This window comes from Neisseria sp. P0009.S010, assembly GCF_051958545.1.
GTDB classification, from domain to species: domain Bacteria; phylum Pseudomonadota; class Gammaproteobacteria; order Burkholderiales; family Neisseriaceae; genus Neisseria; species Neisseria subflava_A.
The window spans coordinates 204,127-222,983 of the sequence record NZ_JBQCVH010000002.1 but is presented as its reverse complement, the minus strand read 5'-3'; the positions used below and the strand labels follow the sequence as shown (position 1 = coordinate 222,983).

Annotated in this window: 17 protein-coding genes and 4 tRNA genes; 4 read left to right on the top strand and 17 right to left on the bottom strand. The window is 49.5% G+C overall.

Going from position 1 to position 18,857, the window contains the following annotated elements; all coding sequences use genetic code 11:
- Nucleotides 1-106: 106 nt before the first annotated feature.
- Together ACTHSN_RS02815 and aroB are read left to right on the top strand one after the other, a co-directional pair.
- Nucleotides 107-619 carry a shikimate kinase gene (locus ACTHSN_RS02815; RefSeq protein ID WP_049333679.1) on the top strand — a complete coding sequence of 171 codons (513 nt, stop codon included), beginning with the start codon at nt 107-109 and terminating at the stop codon, nt 617-619.
- Between the two features lie 22 nt (nt 620-641).
- The gene (gene aroB, locus ACTHSN_RS02810) at nt 642-1,721 is read left to right on the top strand and encodes a 3-dehydroquinate synthase (protein WP_070460438.1); all 1,080 of its coding nucleotides are present in this window, start codon (nt 642-644) and stop codon (nt 1,719-1,721) included.
- Nucleotides 1,722-1,849: 128 nt separating this feature from the next.
- Here the strand turns inward: aroB and ACTHSN_RS02805 are convergent, their stop codons facing one another.
- The 3 genes from ACTHSN_RS02805 to ACTHSN_RS02795 all read right to left on the bottom strand — a co-directional run bounded on the left by ACTHSN_RS02805 (nt 1,850) and on the right by ACTHSN_RS02795 (nt 4,582).
- Nucleotides 1,850-3,163 (bottom strand): sensor histidine kinase, encoded by a 1,314-nt coding sequence (locus tag ACTHSN_RS02805; protein WP_070460436.1) that lies wholly within the window; start codon nt 3,161-3,163, stop codon nt 1,850-1,852.
- A 29-nt stretch (nt 3,164-3,192) separates the two neighbouring features.
- Nucleotides 3,193-3,870, bottom strand: coding sequence for a response regulator (locus ACTHSN_RS02800; protein ID WP_070460434.1), 678 nt, complete (start codon nt 3,868-3,870; stop codon nt 3,193-3,195).
- 145 nt (nt 3,871-4,015) lie between these two features.
- Nucleotides 4,016-4,582, bottom strand: coding sequence for an NADPH-dependent FMN reductase (locus tag ACTHSN_RS02795; RefSeq protein ID WP_039864340.1), 567 nt, complete (start codon nt 4,580-4,582; stop codon nt 4,016-4,018).
- 136 nt (nt 4,583-4,718) lie between these two features.
- On the opposite strand from ACTHSN_RS02795, the gene ACTHSN_RS02790 reads away from it, so the two are divergent.
- Nucleotides 4,719-6,155, top strand: a complete 1,437-nt coding sequence (locus ACTHSN_RS02790) for an MFS transporter (RefSeq protein ID WP_070460431.1) — start codon at nt 4,719-4,721, stop codon at nt 6,153-6,155.
- A gap of 70 nt (nt 6,156-6,225) precedes the next feature.
- Nucleotides 6,226-7,638: a D-alanyl-D-alanine carboxypeptidase/D-alanyl-D-alanine endopeptidase gene (gene dacB / locus ACTHSN_RS02785; protein ID WP_070460429.1), complete on the top strand. Its 1,413-nt coding sequence runs from the start codon at nt 6,226-6,228 to the stop codon at nt 7,636-7,638.
- A gap of 289 nt (nt 7,639-7,927) precedes the next feature.
- Here dacB and ACTHSN_RS02780 read toward each other — a convergent pair.
- From ACTHSN_RS02780 to ACTHSN_RS02715, 14 genes are all read right to left on the bottom strand, one after another.
- A tRNA-Asp gene (locus ACTHSN_RS02780) sits at nt 7,928-8,004 on the bottom strand.
- 32 nt (nt 8,005-8,036) lie between these two features.
- Nucleotides 8,037-8,112 (bottom strand) — tRNA-Val (locus tag ACTHSN_RS02775).
- Between the two features lie 39 nt (nt 8,113-8,151).
- A tRNA-Asp gene (locus ACTHSN_RS02770) sits at nt 8,152-8,228 on the bottom strand.
- A gap of 32 nt (nt 8,229-8,260) precedes the next feature.
- Nucleotides 8,261-8,336 (bottom strand) — tRNA-Val (locus ACTHSN_RS02765).
- 69 nt (nt 8,337-8,405) lie between these two features.
- A complete protein-coding gene (locus ACTHSN_RS02760; RefSeq protein ID WP_107792208.1) occupies nt 8,406-10,388 on the bottom strand; it encodes a monovalent cation:proton antiporter family protein in 1,983 nt (660 codons plus the stop codon).
- A 264-nt stretch (nt 10,389-10,652) separates the two neighbouring features.
- On the bottom strand, nt 10,653-11,399 hold the full coding sequence (gene fabG, locus ACTHSN_RS02755) for a 3-oxoacyl-ACP reductase FabG (RefSeq protein WP_070460425.1): 747 nt from the start codon (nt 11,397-11,399) through the stop codon (nt 10,653-10,655).
- Between the two features lie 44 nt (nt 11,400-11,443).
- Nucleotides 11,444-12,481 (bottom strand): glycosyltransferase family 8 protein, encoded by a 1,038-nt coding sequence (locus tag ACTHSN_RS02750; RefSeq protein ID WP_070460423.1) that lies wholly within the window; start codon nt 12,479-12,481, stop codon nt 11,444-11,446.
- Complete coding sequence (locus ACTHSN_RS02745) at nt 12,474-13,544, bottom strand: hypothetical protein (protein WP_070460634.1); 1,071 nt, start codon at nt 13,542-13,544, stop codon at nt 12,474-12,476. The genes ACTHSN_RS02750 and ACTHSN_RS02745 overlap by 8 nt, the downstream gene beginning before the upstream one ends.
- Before the next feature lie 55 nt (nt 13,545-13,599).
- On the bottom strand, nt 13,600-14,601 hold the full coding sequence (locus ACTHSN_RS02740; protein ID WP_070460421.1) for a hypothetical protein: 1,002 nt from the start codon (nt 14,599-14,601) through the stop codon (nt 13,600-13,602).
- Nucleotides 14,602-14,675: 74 nt separating this feature from the next.
- Entirely contained in the window at nt 14,676-15,602 is a 927-nt protein-coding gene (fabD, locus tag ACTHSN_RS02735) for an ACP S-malonyltransferase (RefSeq protein ID WP_070460419.1), read from the bottom strand.
- 9 nt (nt 15,603-15,611) lie between these two features.
- Nucleotides 15,612-15,959 carry a DUF1294 domain-containing protein gene (locus ACTHSN_RS02730; protein WP_070460417.1) on the bottom strand — a complete coding sequence of 116 codons (348 nt, stop codon included), beginning with the start codon at nt 15,957-15,959 and terminating at the stop codon, nt 15,612-15,614.
- Nucleotides 15,960-16,010: 51 nt separating this feature from the next.
- The gene (locus tag ACTHSN_RS02725; RefSeq protein WP_070460415.1) at nt 16,011-16,973 is read right to left on the bottom strand and encodes a beta-ketoacyl-ACP synthase III; all 963 of its coding nucleotides are present in this window, start codon (nt 16,971-16,973) and stop codon (nt 16,011-16,013) included.
- A 152-nt stretch (nt 16,974-17,125) separates the two neighbouring features.
- Nucleotides 17,126-18,196: a phosphate acyltransferase PlsX gene (plsX, locus tag ACTHSN_RS02720; RefSeq protein WP_070460414.1), complete on the bottom strand. Its 1,071-nt coding sequence runs from the start codon at nt 18,194-18,196 to the stop codon at nt 17,126-17,128.
- Between the two features lie 122 nt (nt 18,197-18,318).
- Nucleotides 18,319-18,843 (bottom strand): phosphoribosyltransferase, encoded by a 525-nt coding sequence (locus tag ACTHSN_RS02715; RefSeq protein WP_070460412.1) that lies wholly within the window; start codon nt 18,841-18,843, stop codon nt 18,319-18,321.
- Nucleotides 18,844-18,857 lie beyond the last annotated feature (14 nt).

Here is an 18,857-nt window from a genome sequence, read left to right as displayed (position 1 = left end):
TGCAAAGGTATGCCTGTTTTGGTTTTCGGACGGCCTGAGATGAAAAGGCCGTCTGAAAAACGACGAACTTTTCCACGAAACCACCATATCGTATAAAATGACCCTCATGGAAAAAATCAACGGTAATTTAATTTTAATCGGGCTGATGGGCGCGGGCAAAACCACTTTGGGCAAGCAGCTTGCCCAAATGTTTGAATGCCCGTTTTACGACAGCGACTACGAAATCTGCACTTCTTCGGGCGTATCCATTCCGACTATTTTTGAGATGGAAGGGGAGGAAGGCTTCCGCAACCGAGAAACCAATATGCTGAAGAAGCTCGCTTCCCGGCGCAACATCGTTTTATCGACCGGTGGCGGCTCCGTATTACGCAGTGAAAACAGACAGATTTTGCGCCAAAACGGCACGGTTGTTTATCTGCATGCCAGCCCCGAAACCTTGCTGGAACGTACCCGCTACGACAGCAACCGGCCGCTGTTGCAAGTTGCCGACCCTTTGGCCAAACTGCAAGAGCTGTATGACCAACGCGATACGCTGTACCGTCAAACCGCCCATCTCGTCATCGAATCCGACAGCTGTCACAAAACGCTCAAACGCCTGATACAGGCTTTAGGCGAATAAAAACGCTTTGCAAAGGAACACCATGCGCACACTGACTGTCCAAACCCCGTCCCATCAATACCCCATCTTTATCGGGCATAAACTGATTGAGCAGGCCGATACGCTGCTTCAGCCCTATTTAGGCAAAAAAGCAGCCATCATTACCAACGAAACCGTTGCGCCGCTTTATCTCAAACAGCTTCAGACGGCCTTAGACAGACTGGGCGTGCCGCATTTCAGCATCATCCTTCCCGACGGCGAAGAGTATAAAAACTGGCAGACGCTTAACCTGATTTACGATGGCCTGATGCAAAACCGTGCCGAACGTAAAACTACTTTAATCGCTTTGGGCGGCGGCGTGATAGGCGATATGGTCGGCTTTGCCGCGGCGACTTATCAGCGTGGCGCACCTTTTATCCAAGTGCCGACCACATTGCTCAGCCAGGTCGATTCCTCGGTCGGCGGTAAAACCGCCATCAACCACCCGCTCGGTAAAAACATGATTGGCGCGTTCTACCAGCCGCAAGCCGTTCTGGCCGATTTGACCGCCCTGCAAACGCTGCCGCAACGCGAACTTTCCGCAGGCATGGCCGAAGTCATCAAATACGGCGCATTGGGCGATGCTGAATTTTTTGCTTGGTTGGAAGAAAATATGGCCGACCTGATGGCGCAACATCAAGAAAAAATGGCAGAAGCCGTTTACCATTGCTGCAAAATGAAGGCCGATATTGTTGCCCAAGACGAAACCGAGCAGGGCATCCGCGCATGGCTTAATCTCGGCCACACTTTCGGCCATGCCATTGAAGCCGAAATGGGCTACGGCGTATGGCTGCACGGCGAAGCCGTTGCCGCCGGTTGCGTCCTTGCTTCCCGTTTGTCGCAAATCTTGGGCAAAACCCAACAAGCCGATACCGACCGAATTGCCGCTTTAATGGAAGCCGCCTCCCTCCCGTCTGCGCCGCCTGTTTTCTCCTTTGAAAAATGGATTGAACACATGAGCCACGACAAAAAAGTCAGCAGCGGCATCATGCGTTTTGTCGGCTTGGAATACTTGGGCAAAGCCAATATCACCGAAATTACCGATATGGAAATCCTCCGCCTAACCTTGCAGCCGTATTTGTGAGGAATGAATGAGGTTTGCTTTAAAATATAAAAGGCCGTCTGAAAGTCATTTTCAGACGGCCTTTGGTTTTAAAACGTTTTCATTTATCGGCTTAAAGCTAGATAAACCAATTTGAGCGGGTCAATTATTTAAAGCGTCTTTTTATCCAACTCGGCAATAATCAGCAAGCCGCTGTCAAAGCGTCGGCTGTCGGCCAGTTTCAGACGGCCTTGATGGCGTTTGACAATGGTGTTTGCGATGGAAAGCCCCAGGCCGGTGCCTTGTTGTTCGGTGCCGAGAATGCGGTAGAAGGGGTCGATAACGCGTTGGCGCTCGCTTGGGGGAATACCGGGGCCGTCGTCTTCCACCCAGATGTTGAGGTATTCGGCGGTTTCGTCAAAGCCCAAATCTATGCGGCCGCCTTTGGGGGTGTAGCGGATGGCGTTGTCGGTAAAGGTTTTGATGAGGGTGTAGATTTCAGTGTCGTCGGCGTGGATTTGGCAGTCGTTTTCAACGGCGACGCCGATGTCTTGACCTTTGGCCAGCGCCAGCGGCATGAGTTCCTGCAAGATACGGCGGAACTGGTTTTGCAGGCTGATCAGGGTTTTGGGGCGTTGAGTTTTGGGTGATTGGGCACGTGCGAGGGAAAGGAGTTGCTCGAGCAGGTGGCGGTTGCGCTGTATGCTTTGTTGCAACAGGGCGGACTGCTCGCGCGCTTCGGCGGACAGCTGCATATTGTTGAGCCGCTCTGCCTGAAGGGAAAGGGCGGTCATGGGGCTGCGCAATTCGTGTGCGGCATCGGCGATAAAGCGTTGCTGTTGGCGGACGTTTTCGTCGGTACGCTGCAACAGGTTGTTGATGGCGACGACAAAGCCTTGGATTTCGCTGGGAATGTCTTGCGTGTCCATCGGCGAGAGGTCGTTGATTTGGCGCTGTTCTAAATCGTTGGACAGGGTTTTGACGGAACGCATGGCGCGGTGGGTAATCCAGACGGTGAGCAGGATAATCAGGGGTAGGGCGAGGAGCATGGGGAGGATACTCTGCACGGCGGCCATTTCGGCCAGCTCTTCGCGGTAGTCGCTTTCCTGCATGACGGCGATGCGGCCTTGCTTGGTGTTGCGGGTATAAACGCGGTAGTAATCGTCGTCGTCATCGGCCTGAATGGTGTGCAGGCCGTCTGAAATCTTCTCAGGCAGGCTGACAATGGGGTTGGGCGTATTGGGAAATTGAACGGAAATCTTGTTGTCGTTGTCGAGCGAGTGATTCTCGTCATCGGCATCGCTCGGGTCGAGATAGTTCGCGACTTGGCGCAACAGATCGTCTTGAACCTCTTGGGTCTCGTGATAAGTATCGTAATATGAAAATATGCCTGCAAGGATGGAGAGGGGCAGGAGCATGCAGATCAGGGCGAGGCTGATTTTGACTTGCAGGGATTGTTTGATGGTGTGGATAAGGCGTTGCATGGTTTGTGTGTTGATATTGTTGTGGTTTTTCAGACGGCCTGGTTGTTTTGTGCAACCAGCCAGCCGACCCCGCGGACGTTTTGAATCGCTTCTTTGCCGAGTTTTTTGCGTAAGGCGTGAATCAGGAAGTCAACGGCATTGCTTTCGACTTCTTCCCCCCAGCCGTAGATTTTGTCTTCCAAATCGCTGCGCGACAGAATCATGCCCGGACGCAGCAGCAGGGCTTGGAGGACGGCAAATTCTTTGTTGCTGAGCATGATGGCCTGTTCCTGCCCGACTACTTCCGCCTGATGGGTGGAAGGGTTGAGCGTGATGATGCCGTTGCTCAGCAGCGTTTGCGCCTGTCCGCCGTGTCGGCGCAATACGGCACGCATACGGGCTTGCAGTTCCGCCATGTCGAAGGGTTTGACGATGTAGTCGTCTGCGCCGCCGTCTAGGCCGTTGAGCCGGCTGTGCAAATCGTCACGCGCGGTCACGATTAAGACGGGAACGGTACAGCCGCCGTTGCGGATTTGCGCCAATACGTCCAAACCGTCTTTGCCGGGCAAACCCAAATCCAAGAGTAGCAAATCGTATGCCTGCGCCGCCACTGCTGCGGCAACTTCCGAACCGCGGCTGACCCAATCGACAGCGTAGCCGGTGTCTTTCAGGTTGGCACTGACGGCTTGGGCAATCATGGCATCGTCTTCAACCAATAATACGCGCATGGAAATTCTCCAGAGAATGGGCGGACAGTGATTATAACCGCACTCAATTAGTAAAAATTTAGGAAGGGTTGAAAAACTGATTTTTTGCAAAAGATGAGGCCGTCTGAAATTCGTTTTTCAGACGGCCTGTATGCTTCAATCCCGATTATTTAGGGTTTTTCTCAATCAAGGCAACCAATTGGTCGATATAGCCTTGAACAAAGCCGCGTGCGGATTCGATGAGCTGGCCGTTGTCGTCAAACAGGGTAGGCGAGTTGCCGAGGAACACTTCCGGCTGGCCGGTCAGTGGCATATCGAAATACGAAAGGGCAAGGCGCAGATTTTTTTGCGCGCTATAACCGCCCATTTTGCCGACAGAATGACTGATGATGCCGGCAGGTGTTTTTTTCCAGGCAACATCGGCATTGGGTTTGGAGCCGATGTCGATGGCGTTTTTCAGGCAGGCCGGTACGGTACGGTTGTTTTCGGAAGTCACGAACAATACGCCGGCAGAGGCTTTGATGGTTTCACGGAACTCGGTATAGCTGGACGGAGTAGGGAAGTCGGTAACGGCAGGATCGTCGTAGTCGAAGTTGTATAAAGGCAAATGCCCGATTTCGACGATTTGCGCTTCGTAGCCTTCGGGGAACATGGAAACGACGTTTTGTGCGACTTTTCGTGCGAACGAGCCTTTACGCAGGCTGCCGACCAAGATGCTGACTTTCTTTGACATGTTTTTCTCCTGTTTAATAATAAAAATGAAAACAATTCTAAATTTTAGTATTATCTGGGGAAGCGGTCAAGGTTTCAGACGGCCTGTCAAAACGGTTTATGCTAAAATAACGGTTTCGCTGATATTTCAAATTATTATGCACGCTTCTGATTCGCAAGAGGGCGAAACGGTACACGAATACTACGCCGACAACCCCGACAACCCCGACTTTCCTGCTAAAACCATTGTGGCGACGCTGTTTATCGGCGCATTTTTCGGCTATCTCAACGACACGCTGCTGAATGTCGCGCTTACGCCGATTATGAAGGATTTCGGTGTCGATAAGACCACGGTTCAATGGCTGACGACGGGTTTTCTGCTGGTCATGGGTGCATTTACGCCGATTACGGCAGGCGTGATTCAATGGTTTGAAACGCGAAAAATGGTGCTGTTTACGCAGGCAACGTTTTTAGCAGGCTCGTTGATTTGCGCGTTTGCACCGACTTTCGGAATTTTGGTTGTGGGGCGTATGGTGCAGGCAGTGTCTGCCGCGTTTTTTGTCCCGCTTCTGTTTAACGGCGTATTGTCAATTTTCCCGCCCAATAAGCGCGGAACGGCGATGGGCGTGATTACCATGATGTTTACCGCCGCGCCTGCAATGGGGCCGACGCTGTCGGGCATCATCATCGACCATACGCATTGGCGCGTGCTGTTCGGCTTTACCGCGCCGTTTATGTTGGCGGCGATGGTGCTGGTGGGCAAATATTTGACGGTCAATTTGAGCAACATCAGCCGTCCGAAAATCGATATGTTGTCGGCCGTGTTGTCGATTGCGGGCTTCGGCGGGCTGGTTTATGCGAGCAGTAATTTTGCCCATATGCCGCTGCTGGAATTTATCCTGCTCTTTGCCGCTTCCGTTGTACTGGTGGGTTGGTTTGCGCACCGTCAGTTCCGTTTGGCTACGCCGTTGTTGAACCTTCGTGCTTTTGAATACAAACAGTTCAGATATTGCGTTGTGATTTTGGCCGGTGCGGTATTCCTGTTCTTGGGCTTGGAACTGATGGTGCCGATGTACACGCAGCAAGTGTTGATGCTGACCGGTACGGCAACCGGTCTGATTCTGATGCCTGCCAGTATTGCCCAAGCGGTTGCCGCACCTTTGTTCGGCAAATTGTTGGACAAAAAGGGCGGACGCTTTGTCGTTTTGCCGGCAACAGTGATGCTGGTGGTGTCGTTGGCGGTATTGTGGCTGTTTTTGCGGATTGATACGCAAGTGGTGATGTTGACGGCGATGTTTACGCTGTTGGCGCTTTCCGTGTCTGCTTGTGTAACCGGCGAAACTCATGGTCTGAACGCGTTGCCGAAAACGCTCAATCCGCACGGTGCGGCGATTCTGACCACCATCAACCCGATTGCCGGTGCCATCGGCGCGGCGTTTTTTGTCGGTGCAACCAATATCGGCGAGAAACTTTCCAGTGCAGATATGCCGCAACAGGCAATGTTGGATGGTATCCATTTGGCGATGGGTTGCGCTTTGGTTGTCGGTGTCGTGGTCGTCATGTTTGCTTTGCGTTTGAAAGCGCATCAGAAATAAATAAAAAGGCCGTCTGAAACGTTCAGACGGCCTAAGTACCTCGTAAGAATTTATAAGATTTTGTAACACAATGAAGTTAAAAAGTATTTTATCAATCAGCCTGATGATGACGGTTTGTCCGTCATGGGCTTTGGATTTCGGGCGTATTCCTGAAAATGAAATTTCCGTTTATGTGCAGGAATTGGACAGCGGTAAAGTGATTGCCGAACACCGTGCCGATGAATTGCGCAATCCTGCTTCGACGATGAAGCTGGTAACGGCGTTTACCGCGTTTCGTATGTTGGGCGGCGATTATCGTTGGAAAACCGAGTTTAAAACCAACGGCCTAATCAAAGGCGATACGCTGAAAGGCAATGTGTATTGGGTGGGGAGCGGCGATCCTGTGTTTGACCAGCATGATCTGGTGCAAATGCAGCAACAGATGCGCGATAAGGGCATACGCCATATTGACGGACATCTGATACTCGACCGCAGCCTGTGGGGCGATGTGAAGAATCCGGATGATTTTGCTTCCGATTCTGCCGAAAGCTTTATGACACCGCCCGATCCTAATATGTTGGCGTATAAAACCGTTGAACTTCGTGCTGAAAAAGAAGAAGACGGAAGCTTGGTCATCCGTACCAATCCGCCGCTGCCGAATTTGAACATTCAAAACAAATTGACGCTTGAAGATAAGGAAGGGAAGTGCAGCGTTTTAAAGAACCACATGAAAACTTCCTATAAAAACAATACGCTGACCGTATTGGGCAAGCTGCCGGAAAGCTGCTTGGGCAAAGAGCTGTATCTGAATATGTATAGCATGAAAGAATTTGTCGGCAAAAGTTTTGTCAACCAATGGCGCCAACAAGACGGCACGATTTCAGACGGCCTGACGACAGGTGCTGCGCTTCATGACGCGCATGTGTTGGCGAGTCATCAATCCAAACCGCTTGCCGATATCCTCACCGATATGAACAAGCATTCCAATAATCTGATTGCCCGTTCGGTTTTCCTTAAATTTGCCGGACATATATCTGATTACAAGCAGGCGCAGGCCAAGGCCGCGTCTATCGTAAAAAGCGAGTTGGCGGTTGCCGGTATCAATACGGAAGGGCTGGTGTTGGAAAACGGCTCAGGCCTGTCCCGCGTAGAACGGCTCAATGCGCGAATGATGGCGCAAATGTTGGAAAAAGCCTACTTCAGCCCGTTTAAAAACGAGTTTATCAGTACGCTGCCGATTGCCGGTAAAGACGGCACGCTTAAAACACGCTTGAAACAGCCCGGTGAAAACTTACGCCTTAAAACCGGTACGCTTAAAGATGTCCGTGCATTGGCAGGATATTGGTTGGGCGAAAAGCCGTTGCTGGTTGTCGTCATTATCAACAGCCAAAAATCAACCAATTATTTACGCGACTTGGATAAGCTGGTGTCTAAAATTGTTCAGCCAGGTGGTGAACATTGGATTGATGCTAAGGCCTCCTGCATGATTAGATATCAGGCTTGATAAGCTAAAAAGGGCCGTCTGAAAATGTATTGACGTTTTCAGACGGCCTTTGTGTAAGAAGGGGAGGCAAGTATTTATGTCTATTTTGAAAGATGATTTAGGGATTTGATGAATAAGCGTTTGGTGTGAAGCAGCTTGAGATAGATGGCCTTTCAGGATTCAAGCCATATGTCTGCTTTATTGTGATGTCCTGTTTATACTATCTAAAAAGCTCGATTTTTTATAAAAAGGCATAGGGTACAGACGAAAAAAATACCGGTAAAAACCGGTATTTTTATTTTTAACTTGATGGCGCGGCGGACGGGGCTCGAACCCGCGACCCCCGGCGTGACAGGCCGGTACTCTAACCAACTGAGCTACCACCGCGCATCCATTGTCAGAGACAATGAAAAGGAAAGTGGTGGGTGATGACGGAGTCGAACCGCCGACATTCTGCTTGTAAGGCAGACGCTCTACCAACTGAGCTAATCACCCGAAAAAGGGAGATACTGAAGAGTCAGTATTTTTAAATAATGGCGCGGCGGACGGGGCTCGAACCCGCGACCCCCGGCGTGACAGGCCGGTACTCTAACCAACTGAGCTACCACCGCGTATTCACTGTCAAAGACAATGAAAAAAAACTTGGTGGGTGATGACGGAGTCGAACCGCCGACATTCTGCTTGTAAGGCAGACGCTCTACCAACTGAGCTAATCACCCATGCGCAAAATTGCGAAGACGCTATTAAACCAAAAAATCCTGATGCGCGCAAGATTTATTTGTCGATAATTAGATATCTCCCTGCAAGCACCAGTTTTCAAAGGAAATAATTTCTTCCTGCTTGCCTGCGACAACCAAAATGTCGCCGTTTTCCAGAACAAAATCAGGGTCAAGGTCTTGGATTTTTCCGGTATTGCGGCGGATAAACAATAGTTTCAGATAATGCGCTGCCAATGGCAATTCACGGATGGTTTTACCGATGGCGTGCGCTTCGCCTTGCAATGGGAAGGCATGGCGGCAGACGGCCTTGCTGTCTTCATCGGAGAAGCTGTCATCATCACTGCCGACAAACAAGTCTTGCAACGATGCATAGCGGCTGTGACGGATGTGGGTTATGGTTTGATAAACATGGTTGTAAGAGAGACCGTGACCCAACATGGCATAGCTTGCCAGCACCAGGCTGGTTTCTTTGGTATCGGAGACGGTTTCTTCCGCACCCATTTCGGTAAAGGTTTTGACGTAATCGTCATTGGTGGCGCGAACATAAACCGGCATACTCGGATGCATGGACATGATGTTGCCGAGAACATGTTGGGTTTCATGCATATTGTTCAGCGTGATGACCACCATTTTGGCGCGCCCCAAGCCGGCGGCTTCCAAGACTTCACGGCGTTTGGCATCGCCAAAGGAAACCGGTTCGCCTGCGTTGCGTGCCACTTGTACGCGGGCAATATCCAAGTCAAGGGCAAAGTAGGGGATACCTTCTTGCGCCAATACACGGGCAACCGATTGACCGCCGCGTCCGAAACCGATAATCAGGACGTGTTCGGATTTGCTCATGGTTTCCACCAACATAGAGTGCAAGTCCAAGGCTTTCATGTCCCAGTCGGATTTAACGAAGCGGCTGACGATGGCATCGCTGCTGCCCAAAATGAATGGTGCGGCAATCATGGAGAGCAAGACGGCTGCAGTGGCCGCTTGTTCCAATTCAGGTGAAACCATATTGATTTTGCTGGAAATGGCCAGCATCACGAAGCCGAACTCGCCGCCTTGCGCCAAATAAAGCGCACTCTTGAGGCTGTCGCCCACAGGGTTTTTCATGCGCAAAGCGATGATGAAGACGACCAGTGCTTTCAAGACCAACAGGATTGCCAACAAAATCAGGATTTGCTGCCAGTTGCCGATCAGCGCCTGAATATTCAGCTTCATACCGACGGTAATGAAGAAGAAGCCAAGCAGGATGTCGCGGAATGGACGGATGTCGTCTTCTACCTGAATACGGTATTCGGTTTCGGAAAGCAACATACCGGCGACGAATGCGCCCAATGCCATAGACAGGCCTTCAAGCTCTGTCAGATAGGCCACGCCCAAAGTAACCAGCAAAACGTTGATCATAAAGAGTTCGGACGATTTGCGTTTGGCAACCAGTCTGAACCAGCGTGACATCACTCGGCTGCCGACAACAAACAAAATGCCCAAGGTCAGCAACATTTTCAAACCGGCCAAGCCCAGCTCTACCCACAAGTTGCCTTCGCTGCCGCCAGCAAGCGCCGGAATCAGAATCATCAGCGGTACCACGGCAATATCTTGCATCAGCAAAACACCCATGGCCATTTGACCATGCGGCTGACCCAGCTCGGTTTTCTCCGACAGAATGCGGCTGACGATGGCGGTGGACGACATGGTCAGTGCGCCCGCAGTGGCAAACGCCCAGTTAAACGGCGTGCCCATTGCCATCAAAATGCCCATAATCGAGAGCATGGTAATGATGACTTGTAAACCACCCAAGCCGAATACGAGGCGGCGCATGGCTTTGAGTTTGGGTAGGGAGAATTCGAGACCGATGCTGAACATCAAGAACACAATGCCGATTTCGCCCAAATAGTCGGTGGCGTAGCTTTGCGGAATCAGTTTGAACATACCCGGACCGGCAATAAAACCGACCAAAAGATAACCGAGCATGGAAGGAATGTTGAACTTGCGACAGCAGATAACCGTAATGACGGAAACCAACAGGACAATGACAATGGGACCGAGGGAGAATTCGTGCATAGAGTGGGCGGCCTTTCGTTAAAAGTAGCTATTGTTATATAGGCCGTCTGAAACACGTCGAAAACCGACAGCAAATCCAAATAAAAACGCACAGAATGAACTTCATTTCTGCGATTTGATTTCCCGTATCATGCTTATTTGGACTTACTGTTTCGAGCGTTATCTAACGGATTATTAAGATTATATCAAGATAGAATGTAAAGTAGTGTTTTGATTGACAAAAAGGGCCGTCTGAAATATTCAGACGGCCTTTAAATAAACGGTTTAAGGCATCAACATGCCGCCGTTGACATGAAGTGTCTGACCGGTAATGTATTTTGCCTGTTCAGAAGCCAAGAACAAAACTGCATCGGCAATATCTTGCGCTTCACCGAATTTGCCCAAAGAAGTTTGCGCTTCAAAGGTTTTGCGGGTTTCTTCCGGCAGGGCGCGGGTCATATCGGTGTCGATAAAGCCCGGGGCAACGCAGTTGACGGTAATGCCGCGGCTGCCGACTTCACGCGCCATAGATTTGGAGAAGCCGATTAAGCCTGCTTTTGCCGCTGCATAGTTGGTTTGCCCGGCATTGCCCATCACGCCGACAACAGATGTAATGTTAATGATGCGGCCGGCACGCTGTTTCATCATACCGCGCAATACGGCTTTGGAGGCACGGAACACAGATTTGAGGTTAACCTGCATGATGTCGTCCCACTCTTCCTCTTTCATGCGCATTAGGAGGTTGTCACGGGTAATGCCGGCGTTGTTGACCAGAATATCCAGTTTGCCGAATTCTTTTTCGATGTCGGCAATCAGGTTTTCGATGGTTTCAGGTTCGGCAGAATTCAATGCACGGCCTTCGCCGCCCCATTGTGCCAAGCGTTCGCCGATTGCAGCCGCACCGCTCTCACTGGTGGCTGTACCGATAACTTTTGCACCGGCCGCAGCCAAAGTATCGGCAATCGCCGCACCAATACCGCGAGAAGCGCCGGTTACCAAAGCGATTTTGCCGCTCAAATCTTGTGTACTCATGTTTTATTCCTTAATTGCGATTGGAAAAATGGTTTCAGACGGCCTTATTTACCTAGGGAGGGTGCTTGATACCGTCGTTTGTTGATTCTTCGTAATAAATATTCTTTGTAGTATGCCCATGCTTGCTTTTTTTGTCCTTGTTTCCAAAGTCGTTTGGCTGCTTGTCTAAATTTCCTTTTAGGATTTGGAAAGGGCAACCAAGTTGATAGAGGTTGTTCTAGATATCCGTTATTCCATGGGGAATTCTTAAAATATTGATCATATGCGGGGTGGAAGCCTAATTGATGCCACGGTTTGATATGACCAACAAAATGGACTAAGCGGATATTGTTGGGATTATCGATCAATTCACTGTATTTTTGATGCCAATGTATCCAGTTAAAGTTTTCTGAAAGCCAGTGTACATGACCTATACAGGCTAAATTCAAAATATCTTGATCTGGGCAGGAGAGTTTAAAATTTTGTTTTTCTACGGCTTGCATTTTTTCAGACAAAATTTTATCTATTGCCATATCATTCCATTTGTCAATATTGAATAGAATGACCCCGGAGTTGAAATAAGGCTCAGTATCTGTAAAACCAAATTGATTGAGTTGTTTTATATATGCTCTGTATAAGATTGCATCAGGTACGGCGGCAATCAAAGAATTTGAAATGTCGATTTCAAATAAATCATCAATGTTACCCAAGCACAGTACATCAGTATCTAAATAAAGTGCAGTATGAGCAATACCTTTTAATAAGCAAGGGATACTCATACGGTAATACATAGCGATAGTAAAATAATGAGTAGTTTGCAGGGTAGAAAAGTATTCTGTATTTAAATGGTAAACGCTTATTGCGTAGTTTTGATTTGATGTTTCAATTTGATCGAAAATATTAAAATCATAACCTTCTGAACCACTAACTAACAAATGAAAATGTATTGGGCTGGTATTGTTTTGCAATACAGAAAGTAACGCAGTGCCGATGTGTTTGATATAGTTTTGATCGGCTGCATAAACAATATGTTTCGGCTGTTCAATGAATTCTCGTTTGCGGATATGAACAGTTTCTAATACCAATTTTTCTCTATCAAACATTTAAATTCTCCACAACTTCTCTATTGATTTCAGGTAATCTGATAGGGATATTCGGTTCAATATCAAATGCGCAGCTGATCCAGTTGCTGAAGCTGTATTTGTGTTTCAGGCCGGGGGCAAGCGGTACGTACGGCAAGGTCAGGAAGGCTTTGAGTTCTTCAAGGTTGCTTCCGTCCCAGTAGAACATATTGTTCGGGTGATAAAAATCGTAATGTACGATGGTCGGATTGGTCGTAATCAGTTTTTTGTCCAATCCAATCGCTTCGAAAATCCGCAAAGAGAGGCCGTAGTGCTTGCGGTTGAGGAAATCTACCAATACAGAGGATTTGGCCGCTTCTTCTAAGTTTTGACGATAGGAGAGGGCGTTTTCAAATGAGAAGAATTCGACTTCGGGAATGCCTAAAGCCGCTTTTTCTTCTTCGATTTTCTTACTGGCCAAGCGAAAATCTATTTCTAAACCGATTGAACGCGCAGCTTCGCAAAATGCACGGATGTCATTGTTGCGGTCGGCAGCGTACGAACCGATAAACAAGATTTTGTTTTGCGGGTTTTCAGACGGCCTGAAGCTGTCAAAGTAGAAGCTGGTGGTTGGAAAGAGTTTTTCGGTGTATTCGGGATGTTTGCCTTGGTCAAACGGATCGAAAAAGTAAAATTTGTCGAAAAATTCGATGTTGTCGAAGTCTTCTTTTAAGAAGGTCAGGGCTTCCCAGTTGTAATACACCATTAATTTTGAATGCGCTCTGAGCTTGGCGATGAAGTCTTTCGGATAGGCACCCAGCCAAATCATGAAGCAATAATCCGCTTGTTCGGGATGTTCGCTTAACAGGGAATTGAGGCGTTCTTCTACGGCGCGGAACATGGTCCGTTTTTTGAAGTCTTTTTGTCCAAGAATATTTCGATACCAGATTTTTTTCAGCCGTTGAAATACATTTTTGTATTTGAACTCTTTTTCTTCATAGGTCAGGGACAGCACTTCAAATCCGCATTTCTCCAAGTTCTCAATAATGAGTTCGTGGATTTTGAAGAGTTCCGGCATGGCGAGAATGACTTTTTTCTTACTCATAATGTATTCAATATAATATTTTGTCAGGCAGGTATATTTGCCATAGGCAATAGAGTTAATCAATGCCGAGCAGGCGGTTTAGCCATTGTGTAAACGAATAATAGGCTTTGATTTCAGGGGCAGGTTGCTGATACGGACGTGCCAAAAATTCAGGCAATGCGTCTAAATTACCGCCGTCCCATACGAACACGCGGTCTGGGTGGTATAGGTCGGTTTCCAAGATATGTTTGTTGGTGGTAATCAGTTTTTTATCGAAACGCAACGCATCAAAGATACGGAATGATAAGCCGTAATGTTCGAATTGTGCAAAATCGACGACTGCACCGCAACTTTGCACTTGGCTGAGGTTTTCTTCAAAGCTGAGGATGCTGCTGCGGTCAAGATAGCGGATGCCGTTGTGTCCGAAGGCTTTTTCAGCCCTGTCGTCTTTGCAGTAGATATGAAAATCCAAGGGTAGGCTGAGGCGTTCGGTTTCTTGGATAAAGCGTTTGGTTTGCTCTTCGCGTCTAAGTTCGTAGCCGCCTAAAAAGTAGAGTTTGTTAGTGGGTGCATATTCAGCCACGGGAAAGTCAAAGTAAAAATTGGTGGTGGCTTTGAAACGGCATTGCGGATATTTTTGAATATCGTCGGGGTCGAAAACCCAGCATTGATCAAAATAATCCAAATATTCAATGATGTCTGGGAAGCGGCCTACGCCATCCCATTGATAATTCACGCAAACATTGCTGTGTTCGCGGATGGTGGCGATAATTTCTTTGGGGTAAATATTGGCGCGGATACAGAGCGCATAATCGGCTTTTTTGCCGTTTAGCAAGGCCAATTTTTGCTGAATGTCGTCGAGGTGGCGACTGTATTTGAGGTATTTTTTATAGTTGCCGTCTTTGGAGATGTGTTTGTGATAGAGGTTTTTGAGTCTGCTGCCCAAGTTCGGGTAATAGGAATCCCGGTCGTCATAGCACAGGTTGATGACCTCAAAACCAAGAAAACGCAGATTTTTTTCGATACATTGATCCAGTCCGTACATGTAGGGAACGGCAAGAATAATGGTTTTTTTCATAATGTATTCGGATTGGAGTGGAGCTGATTTTTCAGACGGCCTTGCCTGACAGGATAAGGCCGTCTGAAAACGTTTTAATGGGCTTCGATAAATGCAGCCACTTGATCGGCATTGGTCAATGCGCTGCATACGGCTTCTTTGTTGATGCGTTTGGCGAGGCCTGCGAGGACTTTGCCGGGGCCGCATTCGGCGGATTCGGTGATGCCTTCGGAAACAAGCGCGTTGACGGTTTCTGTCCAGCGCACTGGGCTGTACAGTTGGCGTACTAGGGCGTCTTTGATTTTGTCGGCATCATCATAAGAAGCAACATCGGCGTTATGGATGACGCGGATTTGCGGTTGTTTGATGGTGATGTCTTTCAATGCTTCGGCAAGTTTTTCCGCTGCGGGCTTCATGAGGCTGCAATGTGAGGGAACGGAAACGGGCAGCGGCAGGGCGCGTTTGGCTCCGGCTTCTTTGGCAGCGGCCATGGCGCGTTCGACTGCGGCGGTATTGCCGGCAATCACGACTTGGCCCGGGGAGTTGAAGTTGACGGCTTCAACGACTTCGCCTTGTGCGGCTTCGGCGCAAATGGCTTTGACTTGTTCGTCTTCCAAACCCAAAATAGCGGCCATTGCGCCTACGCCTTGCGGTACGGCGGATTGCATGAGTTCGGCACGCAGGCGGACCAGTTTGACTGCATCTGCAAAATCCAATGCGCCGGCAGCGACGAGGGCAGTGTATTCGCCGAGGCTGTGGCCTGCAACGACGGAAGGGGTTTTGCCGCCGGCTTTTAAGTAGGCGCGGTAGGTGGCAATGCCGGCAGCCAGCATGATGGGCTGGGTGTTGACGGTTTGTCCGATTAATTCGGCATCTTCGCCGTTAATCATTGCCCACAGGTCTTGACCCAATACGGCGGAAGCTTCGTCAAATGTGGCTTTAACGATGGCTTGCTCGGCAAAGCCGTTCATCATGCCTAGGCTTTGTGAGCCTTGTCCGGGGAAGAAGAATGCGAAAGACATGGTAATTCCTTATTGGTTTGAATGTTTGAGGGTGTCTGCCAGCAGAAGGAGGGTGGCGACAGTATTGGTTGCGGTGGTCAGCCGGAAGGTGCGGACAAATCCGGGTTTGCTGGTTTTATGCCGGAATATGAGGCTGCCGCAATAACCGCCCGGCCAGCCACCAAGCAGGTTGAGCAGGTGCAATTTTGCTTCGGGTATGCGCCTGCCGTGCTTGCGTGCGCGCTGTTTGTCTTGGTAGTAAAGCAGGAAAACGTATGCACTTAGCGCGAGATAGGCAATTGCCAGTTTGGGCAATATTACAGCCGTTATGCTTAAAAACAGGCTGCTGATGCAGAGTGCAAACGTTAGGGATTTCATGGGTTTGAGCAGAATAGGCCGTCTGAAAGAGGTGTTCAGACGGCCCAATCGTTAGTATTTCACTAAAACCGCACCCCAGGCAAAACCGCCGCCGATGCCTTCGAGCAAGAGGTTTTGTCCGCGTTTGATTTGGCCGTTTTTAATGCCGACATCCAGTGCCAACGGAATGGAGGCTGCGGAAGTGTTGCCGTGGTCTTGGACGGTCAAGATCACTTTGTCCATGCTCAAACCCAAGTGTTTGGCGGTAGAGTCGATAATGCGCTTGTTGGCTTGGTGCGGCACAATCCAATCGATTTGATCAGCGGTGTAACCGGCTTCTTCGATAACGTCATCTGCGATTTTGGATAGCATTTTGACGGCAAACTTGAATACGCCGGGGCCGTCCATGCTGATGTAGGGCGAACCGCAAACCTGGCCGTTGGCGATTTGTCCGGGGACGTTCAAAAGGTCGAGGTAGTTGCCATCGGCTTTGAGTTTGCCGTGGATGATGCCCGGTTCGTCAGATGCGCTTAAGACAACCGCGCCAGCACCATCACCAAAGAGGACGCAGGTGGTGCGGTCGTTCCAATCGACGATGCGGCTGAAGGTTTCCGCGCCGATGACCAAAGCGTTTTTCGCCATGCCGCTTTTGATGTAGGCATTGGCAGTGGTCAGGGCATACATAAAACCGGCGCACACGGCTTGTACGTCAAAGGCAGGGCAGCCGTTGGCAATGCCCAATTTTTGCTGCACGATGGTTGCCGTAGAAGGGAATTGCATATCGGGAGTGGCTGTGGCGACGATAATCAGATCGATATCGTCAGCCTGCAAATCGGCATCTGCCAAGGCGCGGCGCGCTGACTCGGCGGCCAAGTCGCTGGTTTTTTCGCTGTCGTCTGCAATATGGCGAAATTTGATACCTGTACGCGTGGTAATCCACTCGTCGGAAGTGTCCACTTTTTTTGCAAGGTCGTCATTGCTGACGCGGTTGGCAGGAAGGTAGCTGCCTGTACCGGAAATTTTGGCATATTGCATGAGAACGGCCTTTTTAGAGAGTTGATTCAGATAGTCGGGTATTGTAAGCGAAAATGGGAAAATTCCCAATATTAAGAATGAAGTCGGTGATTAAAGATAAAAACAGGCCGTCTGAACATTTTGAAGTTTCAGACGGCCTGTGTATATCAGCCTTAAGCTTCCGTTGTTAGAGCAGCGGTTTCTTCCAGTTCGGCTGCTGCTTTGGCGGCTTCCAAAGCGGCCAACTGGGTGGCTACGCCTTGTTCGATTTGAGCGAGGCCGGCAGATTTGGCTTCGTGGTAGGCCTCTTCCAAAGCATAACGGAAGCCGACTTCGTCGGTTCCACCGTGGCTCTTAATCACAATACCGCGTAAACCAAGTAGGATGGCGCCGTTAAATTTGCGCGGATCCAATTTGCCTTTCAAGCCTTTGAGTGCGGGCAGGGCGGCAATGGCGGCAAGTTTGTTGAACAGGGTGCTTTGGAATTCACGGCGGATGGCGCCGCTCATGAATTTAACTGCGCCTTCGATGGTTTTGAGCATAACGTTGCCGACAAACCCGTCTGCGACAACGACATCGGCTTCGCCATATAAAACGCCGTTGCTTTCGATATTGCCGATAAAGTTGAGTTTGCTGCTGCTCAACAGTTTAAAGGTTTGTTTGACGGCATCCGTACCCTTGATGTCTTCTGTACCGACGTTCAAAAGGGCGACGCGCGGGCTGCCTTTTTCTGGGTGCAACGCGTGTACCAGCTCGCTGCCGATGATGGCAAATTGAACCAGTTGTTCGGGCGTACAGTCGACGTTAGCTCCCAAATCCAAAGCCAGGGTAACGTGTTCGCTGTCGGAAGGCAGGAATTTAGCGATGGCAGGACGCTCAATGCCGGGAATGGTTTTGAGGACGAATCGGGCGGTCGCCATCAGTGCGCCGGTATTGCCTGCCGATACGGCGGCTTGCGCGTTGCCTTCTTTGACTTGGTTGATGGCGATGCGCATGGATGATTCTTTTTTGTTTTTCAGCGCGGATTGCGGCGCTTCATCCATTTCGACGACTTGCGCTGCATGGCAGACGGTAATGCGGTCCATAGGTGCGCCTGCCGAGCTTAATGCTTGGCGGACTGCTGCTTCATCTCCGACCATAATCAGATGTACGTCGGATTGCTGTTTCAGGAAATCCACTGCACCGGGGACGGTAACCGCAAGGCCTGCATCTCCGCCCATGGCATCTACGGCCAGTGTAATCATGTTGTTCTCCGGTTTGTGTGTTTCAGACGGCCTCAGACAATCGGACAAGCACATTCATCTGATTTTCAGGAGATTGAATTGAAAATCAGATGAAAAGGCTTGTTGCGATGGTCGTACCAAATTTATTGGTTTTGCGCGGCCAATTTGTTGTGTTCGTCGATGTCCAGCGCGTCCCAAGGATAGTTGATCCACCAGTCTTCCACGGTAATGCCGCTGAAATAAGGGATGCCTTCGGGAATCTTGCCGACTTTGGCTTTGATTTTTTCATGCAATACTGCCACGCCGACGGTGCCGAAATCTTCTTTCAACAATTCGTTCAGGCAGAATTCCATGGTAACGCGGCTGTCGTCCACTTCGTCAACAACCAGTACGTTTTTGCCTTTCAGTACATCGGGAACGGGATCGAGCCATTGGACTTTTTTTACTTCCTCGGTCACTTGACCTTCGTTATCGCTGTCGTAGTAGGCTGTGGTGACGGCGTAAATCGGAATTTCCAAGAAGCAGCGCAACATGCGGGCAGGGATAAAACCGCCGCCGCCAATGGCAATCATGGCATCATATTTGGTGCCGGAGTTTTGGATTTTTTCCGCCAATCCTTTGATTACGCGGTGGATGTCGTCGTAGGTGTACCAGATTTTACGTTTCATGGTGTGCTTCCGAA

What these genes read in the sequence shown, in the direction of transcription:
- ACTHSN_RS02760 (WP_107792208.1), bottom strand. Translation starts at nt 10,388, where the DNA reads ATGCACGAATTCTCCCTCGGTCCCATTGTCATTGTCCTGTTGGTTTCC.
- ACTHSN_RS02750 (WP_070460423.1), bottom strand. Translation starts at nt 12,481, where the DNA reads ATGTTTGATAGAGAAAAATTGGTATTAGAAACTGTTCATATCCGCAAA.
- ACTHSN_RS02790 (WP_070460431.1), top strand. Translation starts at nt 4,719, where the DNA reads ATGCACGCTTCTGATTCGCAAGAGGGCGAAACGGTACACGAATACTAC.
- plsX (WP_070460414.1), bottom strand. Translation starts at nt 18,196, where the DNA reads ATGATTACACTGGCCGTAGATGCCATGGGCGGAGATGCAGGCCTTGCG.
- ACTHSN_RS02730 (WP_070460417.1), bottom strand. Translation starts at nt 15,959, where the DNA reads ATGAAATCCCTAACGTTTGCACTCTGCATCAGCAGCCTGTTTTTAAGC.
- ACTHSN_RS02815 (WP_049333679.1), top strand. Translation starts at nt 107, where the DNA reads ATGGAAAAAATCAACGGTAATTTAATTTTAATCGGGCTGATGGGCGCG.
- ACTHSN_RS02805 (WP_070460436.1), bottom strand. Translation starts at nt 3,163, where the DNA reads ATGCAACGCCTTATCCACACCATCAAACAATCCCTGCAAGTCAAAATC.
- ACTHSN_RS02740 (WP_070460421.1), bottom strand. Translation starts at nt 14,601, where the DNA reads ATGAAAAAAACCATTATTCTTGCCGTTCCCTACATGTACGGACTGGAT.
- ACTHSN_RS02725 (WP_070460415.1), bottom strand. Translation starts at nt 16,973, where the DNA reads ATGCAATATGCCAAAATTTCCGGTACAGGCAGCTACCTTCCTGCCAAC.
- ACTHSN_RS02715 (WP_070460412.1), bottom strand. Translation starts at nt 18,843, where the DNA reads ATGAAACGTAAAATCTGGTACACCTACGACGACATCCACCGCGTAATC.
- ACTHSN_RS02800 (WP_070460434.1), bottom strand. Translation starts at nt 3,870, where the DNA reads ATGCGCGTATTATTGGTTGAAGACGATGCCATGATTGCCCAAGCCGTC.
- aroB (WP_070460438.1), top strand. Translation starts at nt 642, where the DNA reads ATGCGCACACTGACTGTCCAAACCCCGTCCCATCAATACCCCATCTTT.
- ACTHSN_RS02745 (WP_070460634.1), bottom strand. Translation starts at nt 13,544, where the DNA reads ATGAGTAAGAAAAAAGTCATTCTCGCCATGCCGGAACTCTTCAAAATC.
- ACTHSN_RS02795 (WP_039864340.1), bottom strand. Translation starts at nt 4,582, where the DNA reads ATGTCAAAGAAAGTCAGCATCTTGGTCGGCAGCCTGCGTAAAGGCTCG.
- fabG (WP_070460425.1), bottom strand. Translation starts at nt 11,399, where the DNA reads ATGAGTACACAAGATTTGAGCGGCAAAATCGCTTTGGTAACCGGCGCT.
- dacB (WP_070460429.1), top strand. Translation starts at nt 6,226, where the DNA reads ATGAAGTTAAAAAGTATTTTATCAATCAGCCTGATGATGACGGTTTGT.
- fabD (WP_070460419.1), bottom strand. Translation starts at nt 15,602, where the DNA reads ATGTCTTTCGCATTCTTCTTCCCCGGACAAGGCTCACAAAGCCTAGGC.